The sequence below is a fragment of the Orlajensenia flava genome (assembly GCF_004801905.1).
Lineage (GTDB): Bacteria > Actinomycetota > Actinomycetes > Actinomycetales > Microbacteriaceae > Orlajensenia > Orlajensenia flava.
On record NZ_SSSN01000015.1, the window covers coordinates 87,672 to 101,721 of the forward strand.

The 14,050-nt window shown below is 65.6% G+C and carries 17 protein-coding genes; 5 read left to right on the forward strand and 12 right to left on the reverse strand.

Going from position 1 to position 14,050, the window contains the following annotated elements; all coding sequences use genetic code 11:
• Nucleotides 1–79 precede the first annotated feature (79 nt).
• Nucleotides 80–646: a DUF2238 domain-containing protein gene (locus E6C70_RS15980; protein ID WP_136425501.1), complete on the forward strand. Its 567-nt coding sequence runs from the start codon at nt 80–82 to the stop codon at nt 644–646.
• Nucleotides 643–1,515, forward strand: a complete 873-nt coding sequence (locus tag E6C70_RS15985; RefSeq protein WP_136425502.1) for a glycosyltransferase family 2 protein — start codon at nt 643–645, stop codon at nt 1,513–1,515. Before E6C70_RS15980 ends, E6C70_RS15985 begins: the two co-directional genes overlap by 4 nt.
• Here the strand turns inward: E6C70_RS15985 and E6C70_RS15990 are convergent.
• From E6C70_RS15990 to E6C70_RS16000, 3 genes are all read right to left on the reverse strand, one after another.
• Nucleotides 1,453–1,722: a hypothetical protein gene (locus E6C70_RS15990; protein WP_136425503.1), complete on the reverse strand. Its 270-nt coding sequence runs from the start codon at nt 1,720–1,722 to the stop codon at nt 1,453–1,455. The genes E6C70_RS15985 and E6C70_RS15990 overlap by 63 nt on opposite strands.
• A gap of 16 nt (nt 1,723–1,738) precedes the next feature.
• Nucleotides 1,739–3,199: an APC family permease gene (locus E6C70_RS15995; RefSeq protein WP_136425504.1), complete on the reverse strand. Its 1,461-nt coding sequence runs from the start codon at nt 3,197–3,199 to the stop codon at nt 1,739–1,741.
• A gap of 256 nt (nt 3,200–3,455) precedes the next feature.
• Nucleotides 3,456–3,725, reverse strand: a complete 270-nt coding sequence (locus tag E6C70_RS16000) for a GlsB/YeaQ/YmgE family stress response membrane protein (RefSeq protein ID WP_136425505.1) — start codon at nt 3,723–3,725, stop codon at nt 3,456–3,458.
• Nucleotides 3,726–3,839: 114 nt separating this feature from the next.
• Between E6C70_RS16000 and E6C70_RS16005 the strand changes: the two genes are divergently transcribed.
• Nucleotides 3,840–4,508, forward strand: a complete 669-nt coding sequence (locus tag E6C70_RS16005; protein ID WP_136425506.1) for a response regulator transcription factor — start codon at nt 3,840–3,842, stop codon at nt 4,506–4,508.
• Here E6C70_RS16005 and E6C70_RS16010 read toward each other — a convergent pair.
• Nucleotides 4,462–5,361 (reverse strand): CPBP family glutamic-type intramembrane protease, encoded by a 900-nt coding sequence (locus E6C70_RS16010; protein WP_235833588.1) that lies wholly within the window; start codon nt 5,359–5,361, stop codon nt 4,462–4,464. The genes E6C70_RS16005 and E6C70_RS16010 overlap by 47 nt on opposite strands.
• Before the next feature lie 129 nt (nt 5,362–5,490).
• Here E6C70_RS16010 and E6C70_RS16015 point away from each other — a divergent pair, with 129 nt between their 5' ends.
• The gene (locus E6C70_RS16015) at nt 5,491–6,315 is read left to right on the forward strand and encodes an aldo/keto reductase (RefSeq protein ID WP_136425507.1); all 825 of its coding nucleotides are present in this window, start codon (nt 5,491–5,493) and stop codon (nt 6,313–6,315) included.
• 23 nt (nt 6,316–6,338) lie between these two features.
• On the opposite strand, the gene E6C70_RS16020 is transcribed toward E6C70_RS16015, so the two are convergent.
• From E6C70_RS16020 to E6C70_RS16050, 7 genes are all read right to left on the reverse strand, one after another.
• Entirely contained in the window at nt 6,339–6,755 is a 417-nt protein-coding gene (locus E6C70_RS16020) for a CPBP family glutamic-type intramembrane protease (RefSeq protein ID WP_268895970.1), read from the reverse strand.
• Nucleotides 6,756–6,764: 9 nt separating this feature from the next.
• A complete protein-coding gene (locus E6C70_RS16025) occupies nt 6,765–7,184 on the reverse strand; it encodes a hypothetical protein (protein ID WP_136425509.1) in 420 nt (139 codons plus the stop codon).
• 158 nt (nt 7,185–7,342) lie between these two features.
• Entirely contained in the window at nt 7,343–7,897 is a 555-nt protein-coding gene (locus E6C70_RS16030) for a DUF302 domain-containing protein (protein ID WP_136425510.1), read from the reverse strand.
• Nucleotides 7,894–8,865 carry an NmrA family NAD(P)-binding protein gene (locus tag E6C70_RS16035; protein ID WP_136425511.1) on the reverse strand — a complete coding sequence of 324 codons (972 nt, stop codon included), beginning with the start codon at nt 8,863–8,865 and terminating at the stop codon, nt 7,894–7,896. Before E6C70_RS16035 ends, E6C70_RS16030 begins: the two co-directional genes overlap by 4 nt.
• Nucleotides 8,862–9,632, reverse strand: a complete 771-nt coding sequence (locus tag E6C70_RS16040; protein ID WP_136425512.1) for an alpha/beta fold hydrolase — start codon at nt 9,630–9,632, stop codon at nt 8,862–8,864. Before E6C70_RS16040 ends, E6C70_RS16035 begins: the two co-directional genes overlap by 4 nt.
• A gap of 118 nt (nt 9,633–9,750) precedes the next feature.
• Nucleotides 9,751–10,695 (reverse strand): alpha/beta hydrolase, encoded by a 945-nt coding sequence (locus tag E6C70_RS16045; RefSeq protein WP_136425513.1) that lies wholly within the window; start codon nt 10,693–10,695, stop codon nt 9,751–9,753.
• On the reverse strand, nt 10,692–11,981 hold the full coding sequence (locus E6C70_RS16050; RefSeq protein WP_136425514.1) for an MFS transporter: 1,290 nt from the start codon (nt 11,979–11,981) through the stop codon (nt 10,692–10,694). Before E6C70_RS16050 ends, E6C70_RS16045 begins: the two co-directional genes overlap by 4 nt.
• Nucleotides 11,982–12,075: 94 nt before the next feature.
• On the opposite strand from E6C70_RS16050, the gene E6C70_RS16055 reads away from it, so the two are divergent.
• Complete coding sequence (locus tag E6C70_RS16055; protein WP_136425515.1) at nt 12,076–13,053, forward strand: LacI family DNA-binding transcriptional regulator; 978 nt, start codon at nt 12,076–12,078, stop codon at nt 13,051–13,053.
• 49 nt (nt 13,054–13,102) lie between these two features.
• On the opposite strand, the gene E6C70_RS16060 is transcribed toward E6C70_RS16055, so the two are convergent.
• Nucleotides 13,103–14,017 (reverse strand): LysR family transcriptional regulator, encoded by a 915-nt coding sequence (locus E6C70_RS16060; RefSeq protein ID WP_168770993.1) that lies wholly within the window; start codon nt 14,015–14,017, stop codon nt 13,103–13,105.
• Nucleotides 14,018–14,050 lie beyond the last annotated feature (33 nt).

Below are 14,050 nucleotides of genomic sequence, written 5' to 3' on the forward strand. Positions count from 1 at the left end.
GCGCGACGTAGCGTGAAACCGACCCTCCGGCCGAGCGGAGCGTCAGGGAGGCGGGAATCGAGATGACCCCGTCAGCGGCATGCGCCGACTGATCGACGCGTTCATCCGTCCGCCCGTCAGGCCGAGCGAGTTCATCGCCGACGCCATCCGCGTCCTGGCCGTCGTGAGCGTGTTCGTAGCCGGTGTCGGTTGGGGACCCGCGCAGGCCGGCCTGTTCATGCTCGCGCTGCTCGGCACCCTGGTTCCCCGTGCGCTCGCGGTCCGCCCGTTCCTCGACATCCTGACCGGGGTCGTGGTGCTGATCGCCGCGTGGAGCAACATCTTCCACCTGTACACCGAACTCATCGGCTGGGACAAGGTGGTCCACATCGTGCTCACGGCGGTGATCGCGTCGCTCATCGTCATCGGAGCGCAGCAAACGGGGCTCCTGCCGTCCTCGCGCCGGCACCGGGCGGGCCTCATCCTCGCGACCCTGGCAGCGGGACTGGCCGCCGGGTCACTGTGGGAGATGCTCGAGTGGGGCGGCCACAACTTCATCGACGACGGCATCTTCGTCGGCTACGACGACACCATCGGAGACCTCACCGCCGATGGTGTCGGAGCGCTCGCCGCGGGATTCGCCCTCCCCTTCCTTGGCGCGCGATGAGGCGCGGCGAGGATGGATCGTCTCGAGGCACGCCGACGGTCACGGTCGTCATCCCGGCCAGGAATGACGCCGAGCACCTGCGTCGCTGCCTGCGCTCCCTGGCCGCCCAGACCGTGCCGCCCGACGCGGTGATCGTCGTCGACAACGGCTCGACGGACGACACCGGAGCGGTGGCGCTGCGCCACGGCGCCCGGGTGATCGTGGAGCGGGAGACGGGAATCGGGGCGGCGAGCGCGGCCGGCTACCACGCGGCGACCACGGATGTCATCGCTCGACTCGACGCCGACTCGACCCCGGCGCCGGACTGGGTCGGCACGATCGTCTCGGCGTTCGCGCGACGGGGCGACGTCGCGGCGATCACGGGGCCGGCGTTCTTCAGCGACGGTCCGCAGCGCGCCCGAACACCCCTGGCCGCCCTCTACCTCGGCTCCTACTTCGTCCTCACCGGTCTGGCATTGGGGCATGTACCCCTGTTCGGCTCCAACATGGCTTTCCGCCGCTCGGCCTGGCTGAGCGTGAGTGCCCACGTGCACACGCACGATGCCCTCGCCCACGACGACCTCGACCTGTCGTACCACCTGGGTGTCGATCAGCGCATCCGGTTCGTGCCGAGCCTGCGCAGCGGCATCTCGATGCGCCCATTGAGCGACGGCAAGGGTCGGCTGCGCATCCGGCGCGGATTCCACACCATCGCGGTGCACTGGCCGCACGAGTTGCCGTGGCTCCGAGTCTTCCGGAGGATGGCGACCACGCCGCCGGCCGGGCGTGCGCGCGCTCGACCCAACCGGCCCGCGGCGGCCGCGCCGTCAGCGCTTGGTGGGGTGGTCGGCCAGAACCTGGTCGATGTCGATGGCCCTGAGCAGCTCTGACCAGTCGATGCCACGAGCACGATCAGCGGCGTCGGCATCCGCGAACACCTTGCCGTTGCGGTGCACGACGACCGCCGGACCGACCTGGTCGTTGAGCGCAGCGAGGATGGCGTCGTCGGCCCCCTCGACGTCGAAGTCCGCTCCCACTTGGGCGATCCGCTCGGCGGTCAGGGTGTACGAGACGTATCCGACTTCGATCTGGTCCATGCCTCGATCCTAGCGATCAGGCCGAGAAGTCCTCCGGCACCTCCAGCGGACGACGGGTGTAGTAGGCGCGGGCCTTGCGGTAGAACAGCACCAGCGGCACCAGGCCGACCAGGATGAGTCCGACGCCGAGCACGTTGACGATCGGATCGTTGTTGGGGATCGAGCTGAAGAAGATGAAGATCATGAAGGCCGCGCCGACCGCCGGCCAGAGGCCGATGAAGATGAAGTTCTTGATCGATTTGAAGATGACCTTCCGGAAGCCGACGATGACGGCGAGCCCGGCCAGCGCGTAGTAGAACGCGATCTGCAGGCCGATGGAGAGGATCGCGTTGGAGAGGATGTCGCCGACGCTGCCGAGGAAGTTCGATCCGATGAAGAGCACGACGGAGACGCCGACGACGACCAAGGTGGCGAACACGGGGGTCTTCCAGCGGCGGTTGATCTTGCCGAAGGCGAACGGGATGGTGCGGTCTCGCCCCATCGCGAACAGGGTGCGGGTGACCTGGATGAGCGTGGTCTCGAGCGTGGCGATCGTCGAGAGGGCGACGGCGACGATGAGGATCTTTCCGCCGATGCCCGGCCAGACGACATCGCCCAGCACCGAGAGGATGTTGGCGCTGTTGTCCTCGATGGTCTTGGTCGGCAGCATCACCAGTGTCGCGATGGTGAACACCTCGAAGAGGAGGAACACGATGACCACGCCGATGATGCCGGCGGATCCCGCCGACTTGTGGCCATCCCGCGTCTCCTCGTTGAGGTTGGCCGCCACGTCCCAGCCCCAGTAGTAGAAGGCCGCGATGAGCGCGGACGCGACGAAGACGCCGGCCCCGGTGAGGTGACCGAACCCCAGCCAGTCCCACGAGAAGTTCGGGCCCTTGTGGGCACTCGTCGAGGCACGGATGATGGCGATGGCGGCGAACACCACCAGGATGCTCACCTCGACGATGGACATGATCCACTGCGCGCGGGCGGTGACATGCACGCCGAAGATCACGCACGCCGCCATCACGAGGAACCAGAGTGCGCCGACGGCGGTGATGAGCGCGACGTTGTTCGCCTGATCCGGTGCGAACAACGAGACGGTCATGGCACCGGCAGGCAGCGCGCCCGCGACCATGAAGATGGTCGCCGACACCACGAGCGCCCATCCGGAGAGGAAGCCGAGGATCGGGTGCAGGCCACGCGCCACCCAGGAGTAGGACGCGCCGGCATGCACGTCGACCCGGCCCAGGTAGAGGAATGCCCAGGCGATGCCGAGCATCGGCAGGCCGCACCAGAGCAGGGCGCCGGGTGCACCCAGGCCCGCGACGCCGACGAGGGTGGCCGTGGTCGCCGCGATCGAGTAGGCCGGGGCGCTGCCCGCGACGGCCATGACGATCGAGCCGGCGGGACTGATGCCGTCGGCCTGGAGCTGATGCTCCTCGAACTCGACCGCACGTTGGTGCGAGGTCTCGGTCTCCAGCTCACTGTTCGTCATCGAAATCTCCGCCCGCTCGGCACATGGTCAGAGCGAACGTAGCACCCGGAAGAGCGGCTGACAATGCGGATATCGTTGCGAACTCAGCATCGTTACAACGAATGAGTCGCCGTATTGCGGGACGGGAACTAATTTCGAAGCGTTTCTCGACCGAGACGACATCCGCGGGTCCTGTCGCAATCCTCGGCCGGGCATGGCGACAGCCGGCGCCCCCCAGGGCCGCCGGCTGTCTTGTTCCGCTCCGGTGCTTTCGATCTCAGGCGCGCGCGGTGCGACGCCCGACGACCAGTCCGTAGATGAGCAGAACGATGACGGCGCCGACGATGGCGATGAGCCACGACTGGATCGAGAAGAACCCGTCGTATCCGACGCCGAAGATGGCGCCGCCGAGCCAGCCGCCGAGCAGGGCGCCGACGACGCCCAGGAGGAGCGTGATCAGCCAGCCGCCACCCTGGCGTCCGGGGATGATCAGCTTGGCGATGGCGCCGGCGATGAGGCCGAGGAGGAGGAATGCGAGGAAGCTCATGGTGAATCCTTTGGTCTGGTGGTCACTGTCGTGACCGGTGAGCGGGGGTACTGCATCGAAGCTACGCGCGCCGCAGGTCTGTCGGTCACACCCCTAGGTAGGTAATGTCGACCCATGGTGTCCCGCCCGGCGAAGCCCATCACGGTAGCTCTCATCGACGACTACGACGTGGTGCTCGTCGGGCTCGCCCACATGTTCGACGCCTATCGAGACCGGGTGGTCGTGGCCGAGATCGACGCGAACGAACCCCTGAGCGATCCGATCGACGTCGTGATGTACGACTCGTTCGCCCAGCCGGAGTCGGACCATCACGAGATCCGTCAGCTGGTCGCCAACCCGCGAGCGCGCCAGACGGTCGTCTACACGTGGAACTTCCATCCGGAGCTGATCGCCTACGCGCGGGGGCACGGCGTGCGCGGGTACCTCTCCAAGACCCTGCCGGCGCGTGAGCTCGTCGCTGCTCTCGAGGCTGTTCACGCGGGCGAGGAGGTCATCAGCGAGCCGCCACGCCGAACCCAACTCTCGATGGCGCTCGACTGGCCCGGTCGGCGCGAGGGCATCACCGATCGCGAGTCGGAGATTCTCGCGCTCATCACCCAGGGAAAGAACAACGCCGAGGTCGCTGCGCTGACCTACCTGAGCCCGAACACGATCAAGTCGTACAACCGCGCCATCTATCGAAAGATCGGCGTGAGCAGCCGAACGCAGGCCGTCGTGTGGGGAATGAGCAACGGCTTCACTCCCGATCACCACCGGATCGATCACTGGCTCGGCGGACCCTAGACGACCCGACTCTCCCCTTCACGAGGAAGATCGCGATGAGGGCGAGCAGGATGTAGGCGTAGTTGAACAGGCTGGCGATGGTGAGCAGACCGGCATCACCGGCCGCGCCGCCGGTCGAGTCGATGCCGCCCGTGGCCAGGATGGTGGTCGGGTCGGTCGCGGCGTGGAGCAGCATCGCCCAGACCAGGCTGCCGGTGACGCGCATAGACAGGTACATCATGGCGCCGAACCCGAAGGTGTACACGACCGTGATCAGCACCAGAAGTGGGGATTGGCCCGTGATGATGTTGGTGCTGTGCAGGAGTGCGAACAGCAGCGACGACAGCAGCATCACGACGCGCTCGCTGTAGCCGCCTCGGCGAAGGAGATTCACGCCGATGCCGCGTGTGATGAGTTCTTCCGCGAAGCCGATGCACAACCCGAGCAGCAGGACGGCCAGCACCACCTGCATCGAGTACGCCGACCAGTTGGTGGCCACCAAGCGGATCACGATGGGGATGAGCACGAGAACGACGGCGATCCACATCCACGGCCGCCCGGCGATCGGTTGCCGTGCGAAGATCGTCGGCAGCCATCCGACCGACCACACGAAGAGCAGGGTCAGGCCCCCGGCGACGAGGATCGGCAGGGCGACGCCGATGAGCACGCTCGTCGGGTCGCCGAACAGATTCTTCTCGTCGACGACCCCGCTGAACAGCGTTGCGTTCACCCATCCGATGCCCTGGTACATCGCTGCATAGACGACGGTGATCAGCACGGCCTTCCACCATCCGCCGGGGTTCCAGAAACCTTTCCAACCGGATGCGGCAGCGGAGTCATCGGACACGGGCATCTCCCCCACAGGCGCGCTCATGTGCACAATCTACTGGAGGGGCGCTCCGCGGATGCTAACGCGCGGGGTCGGGTATGTCGACCGCCGTTCGGTCCGTCGGCAGGGCGGGATAGCGTCGAAGCAACACCGCGATCCGTCAGGAGAACAACCATGCCCATCCTCACCGACCACCGCGCACTCGCCAACGGCGTCGAGATCCCCGTCCTCGGCTTCGGCACGTGGCAGATTCCTGACGGGGACGACGCCTACGACGCGGTCACGTCCGCGCTCGAAGTGGGTTACCGGCACATCGACACCGCTCGCGCCTACGGAAACGAGGCGAGTGTCGCGCGCGCCATCGCCGACAGCGGAATCGCCCGCGACGAGATCTTCGTTACCACCAAGCTTCCGGCCGAGGTGAAGAGCTACGACGGCGCTCTGAGGAGCTTCGAGACCACCATGGACGCGCTCGGCATGGACCACGTCGATCTCTACCTCATTCATGCACCGTGGCCGTGGAACGAGCAGGGTGCGGACTACCGTTCCGGCAATGCCGAGGCGTGGCGGGCGATGGCGGAGATCCAGCAGTCCGGACGTGCGCGCGCCATCGGGGTGTCCAACTTCGAGGTGGCCGACCTCGAGGCGCTGGCCTCCTCGTCCGACGTCGTTCCGCAGGTGAACCAGATCCGGTTCTTCGTCGGCAACACGCAGGACGCCGTCACACGCTACTGCCACGACCACGGCATCCTCGTCGAGGCGTACTCGCCGTTGGCGACCGGGTCGATCCTCGACGATGAGGACGTGCGTGCGATCGCGGACGGGTACGACCGCACGGTCGCTCAGCTGTGCATCCGTTACGCCCTGCAGAAGGACACGGTGCCGCTGCCCAAGACGACCAACGCCGATCGCATGCGAGAGAACGCCGACATCGACTTCGAGATCTCCGACGAGGACATGGCTCGGCTCGACGGCATCGACGACGACAAGAGGGAGTGAGGTCGAACCTCCAGAACCGTTGGTTATCGGTCACCCGCGATCACCGGGTCGCCGACGACGCGAGCGGAGCCTGCCGAGCGTTCTCTGGCGAACCGGCTCGCCGCCAGCAACACGAGCGCGATGAGCAGGGTCACGCCGAACTGCAGGAGCGCGCCGGCATCGGAGGTCTGCGGCAGCAGTGCACTCGCACTATTGCCCGCGAAATGCAGCAGGATGGCCGACCAGACTGCGCCGCCGAGCCGTTCGAACACCCACAGGTAGGTGAACGAAAGAGGAATCAGGCTCAGGAAGAAGAGGAGGCCGCGCAGGCTGAGCAACCCCATGGCGTGCTGTCCGCTGCCGTTCAGGAAGAACAGCGGCACGTGCCACACGCCCCACGCTGCGCCCAACACGACCGCCGTCATCACCGCGTTCAGCCGCAACCGCAAGCGCGGTTGCAGGTATCCGCGCTAGCCGAACTCTTCGGCGAGCGGGCCCGCGATGAGGTAGGTGACGAGGAAAAGGATGAGTCCGCCGCTCGAGTCGATGACGCCAGGGGCGGCGGACCCGAAGCCGGGCGCGTCGAGCACGAGCGCGGCGACGACGGCAGGTAGGGCGCCGAGCACGAGTGCGGCGGGCACCCATAACCACGGCGCTGCTACCGGAGATGTCGGCTGTCCCGAGCGACGCACGAGGATCACCGCCACGAGAGCGGCCAGGCTCGGCCCGGAAGCGCCGATCGCGAAGTACCAGATCGTCGGCGACTGGCGAACGTCACCGCCGGTGAGCCCGACCACCAGCCAGAATCCCCAGCTGATGACCACGCAGGCCGTCGCGAACACGACGATTGCGCGTCGAATGGGTACCACGTTCTGCGGACTCATCGTCATGCCCCGATCGTGACGTACCGGGGCCGTCGGTGACAACCATCCGCTGCGTCGGCGCGCACGAGAGTGGACGAGCTCGAGAGGGTCGGGGCGCGATCACCCTGCGCTGTCACCGGCTGGCTTTGCTATCGCCCCGCTTTACGGGCTTCTCAACACACGACTCACAGCTCCTCCCTGCCACCTTCGTCGAACAGGTGCGGGGTGAGCTGGGCGCTTGCCTCGGTGGGTATCTCAAGCGACATCGCCGTCATGATGGCGAGCAGTTTCGCATCGATCTTGGGTGCCGCCTCGGCGATAGCCGAGTCGTCCAGCAAGCGGAGGCCGTTCCCTGGCATCTCGGCCGTGAACCAGGCTCCGCCGTCGAGGTCGTCGCTCAGAGTGACTCGAAAGGGCACGAAAGCGAGGACGCGTGGGTCCCGATCGAAGAGCGTTGACAGCATGCGAAGGTTGCCAACCAGAAATCCATGGCTAGAACGGTAGTTGCCGGCCTTTTTCATCAATGGCCCGACGGCGTCCTGCCAATAGATCATCATCTCCAACGGAGCGATGGAACGGATGTGCTCGAGGATGTCGGCGAAGGTGGCTCCACTCATCACGAGTTCCCGCACGTCCTGCTCCGGAAAGACCGGGACAGCGCTGAGGAAGCGATCGAGCAACGCGTCCAGAGGGACGTTCGCCTTGACGGAGAACAGCACCGGCGTTGGCTCCTTCCTCATGTTCGAGCGCTCACGCCTCTCGACGTGGGGGCGAACTCACGCATGGGAAGACGGCCAGTGAACAGTTCCACGTGCGAGGCGATGTAATCCTCGACGGATTCCGGTGCCCGCCCTGTGACGTTCCTGACATCGTCTGTGTGCCGGTTGTAGCGATCGTCGCGATGCACCTTGGCCACCGTGAGGAGGTGCCCGAGAACGTGTGGCGGGATGCCGACGACAGAGCCGAGCTGCTTCGCGTAGACCTCGTCCGGGATGTCGCTGCCGGTGATTGGACGCCCGAGTGCTCGACCGTAGCGAACTGCCAGCTCATCGATCCCGAGCACCTCGGGGCCGGTGAGCTCATAAACGTTCCCGATGTGTCGGGCGGGGTCGCGAAGGACCGTCTTGACCACATTGGCGACATCCGTCGCAGCGACTGGTGACGTCTTGCCGCGTCCGATCGGAAGCGCGAGGACACCGTTCTTAGCAATGCTCTGCCGTGGGGCGCGCGTGAACATCGGGTTGTCGAGGAATACGGTCGGACGAACGGTGACGACCGGGAGGCGCGACCATGTGAACATCTGCTCGACGAGCCAATGGAGCCGTTGCTGCTGCGACTCCTCTGAGCTCGTCGAGGTCATCTGCGACACGGTCATCTGCGACATACTGACGAGCACTTCCAGGTCGCCGCCCTCCAGCGCGAGAGATGCCAGAATCGCAGCAGCCTCCACATAGTCCGACGACACCGGGAAATTGAAGAACACTCTTCTAACCCCGCTGAGCGCGGCGGCGACGTCGTGAGGGCGAGTGAGATCACCTGCGACGACGTCCGCGCCGTGCGCCCGCAACCCGTCGGCCCAGTCGTCGTCTCGGTGGACCATCGCTCTGATGGGTTGCCCGAGTTTCAGGAGCATCTCGCCCGCGAGCCGAGCGATGTTGCTCTCTCCCGGCCCCACACCTGTCAGAAGGATTGGCGTCGTCTGTGTCATTGCAGAGCCCCTTTAGCCCAACCTCCGCTGATCGACTTGGCAGCTTCGACGATCACGTGCGCCACGGTGAGCGGCTCCGCCAGCATCGACAGGTGCGGTGCGTGCCCCTCGACGATCGTGCTTCCCGCACGATGGGCCATGGCTCGCTGCTGCTCCGGGGGGATGACGTGATCGACCGTGCCGACGAAGTACCAGCTGGGAATGCTCTTCCACGCCGGCGTGCCCTCGAAGGGGGTTCCGAGGGCTCCGAGCGTCACCGGATTCTGGCCGGCACCCAAGGCGTCGGCTTCGACCCGGGGAAGGGTTGCCGCGAAGATCTCATGGAACTTGTCGCGCTTGATGTAGCTGTCGTACTCGCCCTGTGGAGCGTCAACCGCCGGGAGCACGAAATCCAAGACGGTCGTGGGGTCGGGGACGTTGAGCATCGAACCCGGGAGTGCGTTCGTGAGACCCGACGCGCTCTCGCCCGCATCGGGCGCGTAGGCGTCGATGAAGACCAGGGCCTTTACATTGTCGGCTTCGAGCGCGGCTCCGGTGATGACGACGCCGCCGTAGGAGTGCGCTGCGAGCACCACGGGTCCCTGGGTCGCCTGATTCAGGAAGTCGGCGACCGCCTTGGTGTCGGTTGCTACGCCGCGGAGGGGATTGGGGGCGAGGAGGACGGTGAAGCCTTCCACCTGAAGGGTGGCGGTGACGGCGGCGAAGCTGGAGCCATCGGCCCATGCTCCGTGGACGAGGACGATCGTTGGTTTGTCGCTTGAGGTCATGAATCGATGTTGGCGGTGGATCGTCACATCCGGTCATGCCGAAAAAGCATCTCGTCGATGAAGATCTCTATCCCTAGTGCTACGAGGGTTCAGCAGGTGCCGACCGGACGGGATATCGCTAAGCGAGGAACCCTGCGAATCGAGCGAGGGTGCGGCTGATCTCGGAGACAGTGCGGCTGCGGTTCAGGTAGCCGTGGACTGTTCCCGGGGAGAGGTGTAGCAACGCCTCGGTGCCCTCGGCGTTCGACTGCTGGACGAATCGTTCACCGGAACTTCGAAGATCATCGAACTCGGCGACCGCCACCATCGAGGGAGGGAAACCGCGCAGTGAATTGCCTTCGAGGGATGCGAATTCGGTGTCGACCGCCGTGCCGAGGTAGCGGCCGAAGAGTTGATCGGCGAGGAACTGCGGAAATCGGAGCGCGATCGGCAGGGCGTGGAGAAGGTCGTCAGTAGCTTGGTCCGGGCGGACTTCCCGGTGCAGGAAGGGATAGGCCATCAGCAGGCGACTCGGCATCGGCAGTCCTCGTCGTCGCAGTTCGAAGCAGGCCGACATGGCGATGGTTGCACCTGCGGAGGCTCCGCCCAGATTGACCTGATCGCGATCGATTCCGAGCTGCCTTGCCTGACGGCTCGCCCAATCCAGAACGCCGAGCACCTGGTGATGCGGGGTCGGGTATTGAGACGTGGCGTCAGCCGCCAAGGAGTAGGCCGGCGTCATGACGGTGACGCCATGTTCGGATGCCAGTTCTCTCGCTACACCGTCAGCCTCGGGCATGTCGAGATCGCCGCTGACGAAACCTCCGCCGTGGCACCAGATCAGGAGGCGCTGTCGATCTCGTGCGGGGGGCGGCCGGCAGGTGCGGACCTCGATCACTCCTGCTCCGGTGTCGAGCTGGTCGACCGAGACGTGGCATGGGGGCGGAGTGGGGTAGGGGTCGGCCAGCCACTGCTGCATCCGCCGACCCTTCTCGGGATCGGTCTGGACCTCATCGAGGCTTCGAATATCGGCGATCAGATGCAACTGATGTCGAAAGAAGGGGTCGAGGGTTGCGGGCTTCATCGAACACTGCGGATGGGAACGACGAGGATTGCACCAACCACCGCGCACGCCGCCGCAATCAAGAACACGGGGCGGTAGCCAGCTGCTGCGACGACAACGGCGACGACGATGGGGGCGATGACCTGGCCGCCGGTGTTCGCCATGGCCAGGAGGCCGAGGTCTTTCGCGACGGTGAGGGGGTTAGGGAGCACGCGTAACACGAGGGCAGCATCGACAGCCCAGTAGATACCCAACCCGAAACCTGAGGTCGCGGAGAAGAAGACCAAGCTCCCGGGTTCCGGAATCAGGAACGGTGCGAGCGCCCCGATGGCGAGAAGGACGCTGGCCACGTAGAGGGGGACCTTGCGTCGGTTGAGGCGGTCCGACACCGGGCCCGCAAGGAGGCCGGCGACGACGCCCGCGACGAGGGAGAACAGCCCAGCCGTTGAGATCGTCGACGATGCGCTGGTGGGGGCCAACTTCATGTAGTCGATCAGGATGAAGAACTGATAGCTGAGGATCATGAAGAACGACACCACGATGAGAAGCCGGCCGAACAGCGCCCAGTAGAAATCGGGCGCGTTTCTGGGGAAGGCGAACACCGTCGTGAAAGTCGTCGCGGTGATCGGCAGTCGGGGAGCACCCACGTTCGAGTCATCGGGTATCAGCAGGACGATGGCGACGGCGCCGACGACGGGGATGGGCGCGAGGGCCCAGAAGCCGATGTCGGGGGTCAGGACGAACTGGGCCGCGATGATGGCGCCCAGAGACTGCGCGATCGTGGTGGACGTGCCCATGACTCCGGACACGAGTCCTTGACGACGAGGCGCGACGCGGTCTGCGACCGCTGCAAGCACCGACGATAGGAACGCGGTCTGGCCGACATTCAACACAGCCCACCCGATGGCGAGGACGGCAATTCCGGGCGCGATTCCGAGAATCACCATGCCGAGCGAGGCGATTGCGCCGCCCGCAAGCAGCCATGGGTTGCGCGCACCTAATCGCGTTCTCGTCCGGTCGGAGAGCGCACCGAAGAGCACGTTGGACAGGAGGGAAATGACGGCTCCGAAAAGGACGAGCGCGGACAGATCAGCGGTCTTGTTCTCCGGGTCGATGACCGCGAGCTTTGCCGGGACGAGCACAGCCAGAGAGCCGAGAAAGGTGATCGCCCAGGTAAGGCCCACGAGCGAGTACCCGGCAACGATACGACCCAGCCCGACCCGCCCGCGGGTCGTGGCACCGTCCGCGAATGTCTGCTCGTCAGGTCCCCATGAGTTCGCGGCGGGAGGTGCGTCCACGAGTGACATCGGATCTCCAATCCGGGCGGCTCACCCCTAGTAACGCGGGTTAGCGGTATCTTCGGTCAATGAAAGCACTCCGACACGTCGAAGGGAAGAGCGGATGGCGCGCGTGACGAGCACGGACGTTGCGCGACGGGCGGGCGTGTCTCGAACCACCGTCAGCTTCGTCCTCAATGAACCGGAGGGACATAGGATCCCGGAGATGACCCGGCAGCGGGTCCTTCAGGCGGCGGCGGACCTCGGATATCGGCCGAACCTGGCAGCACAGACCTTGGCAGCGGGTCGCAGCGGGTTCGTCATGTTGGTCATCGCCGATGTTCGCCTCGGTGAACTCACCATTGCCATGAGCAGCTTCCTGACCTCAGAGCTCGCTCGCCATGGTCTGACCCTTGTCGTGCATTTCGACGCCCCGGGCAGTCGGCCGTTGCTCGACGTTGTCGCCGACCTCCGCCCGCGCGCCGTGATCAGCATGTTCGAGCCGACAATCGAGCTGGTCACCGACCTGAAGGACGTCGGCGTCACGTCCTACTCGGTGTTCTCACGAACGGGAACCCTGGGAGCGCTCCATCTGCTGACCGGCGAGATGCAGGTTGCCCATCTCGTCTCCCAAGGGCACAAGGTGATCGGATTCGCGGAGCCAGCCGAACCGGGTTATGAAGGGCTCTCGTCGCAGAGGTTCTTGGGGGTCGCGGACGCGTGTGCGCGCCGGGGCCTGCCGAAACCGTGCGCGGTCAGATTCGACATTCAGGCCACCGTCGCATCAGAGGGCGTGCAGCAGTTGATGGATGCGGGAGCAACTGCGGTCTGCGCATACAACGACGACGTTGCCCTCGTGGTGCTCGCGGGTATTCGCGGGGCTGGGCTCGAGTGCCCGGCGGATCTGGCCGTCATCGGGGTCGACAACATCGTTGCGGGCTACTCGTCCGAACCATCGCTCAGCACCGTCGAGCTTCGGCCCGAAGAGGTCGCGCGACTCGAAGTAGCGGCAGTTCTCGAGCGGCTCGGGTTCGTAGACGACGAAAATGGGGAAGCCGAGGTCGCGGCCGCCCTCGGTCTGATCGTTCGCGCATCGACCTGACCAGCCTGTGATAACGCGATCAGCTCGTCGTGGCCTGACCGGTCCCTTGCTAGTGGGCGTGGGCCTCGAAGGTTGCGACTCGCGCGGCCGCCATTCGGGCGAACCGGCGCGCGACGGGCGACGAATGGTCCCGGAGCCCTGCGAGGGAGATTGTTGTGGTGATCGGAGTGGGCGGCTGCGCAACGCGCATCGATTCGTCGACAGACCTCAACGCCATCGCGCGCGGAACCACAGCTACACCACCGCCGGCTCGTGCAATGGCAACCATGAGTTCCCAATGCGGGGCTTCGATCGTCGATGTGGGCTCCACACCCACCATGTCGAAAAGACGCCGAACCGGCTGCCTCGGGTAGCGCGAATCAGGAAGGTGAATCATGGCGCGACCTTCCAGGAGCCCGGCGGACACGATCGGAATGACGTCAGGGTCGACTCCCCTCGCTCCGTCGCCCACTGCGAATACCGCCAACTGCTCTTCTTCGCGTACGACGGTCGAGGCGATGGCCTCGCTCGCGCTGATCGTGTCGACGATGGCAAGATCGGCGGCTCCGGCTTCGAGGGCCGCGAAGGCCTCTGCCGATGTATCAGCATTCGACACGCGAAGGTCCACTTCCGGGGCTGACATGTGGAACTCTGCGATGAGCGGCCCGAGCTCGCGAATGCTCAGGGCGTTGGTGCTGATCAGCCGCAGGCTCCCCGAAGCTCCGCCGTGAATGCGGCGAAGGACCTCGCGGATCGATTCGGCCTCTGCCAGCGCCCGCCGTGCGGGTTCCATCACACCGTGCCCGGCATCCGTCAACGTCACCCCGCGGGAGGATCGAAGAAAGAGTCGCGCGTGCAGCTCGCGCTCCAAGAGGGCGACTCGACGCGTCAGTGCGGGCTGCGAGATGAAGAGCGCGGCGGCCGCAGCAGAGAAGGAGCCGTGCTCCTGCACAGCCACCACTGCTTCCAGTTCTCGAAGATCCACCCCACCAGCATCTCGATTCGCGTTCGCATCGGC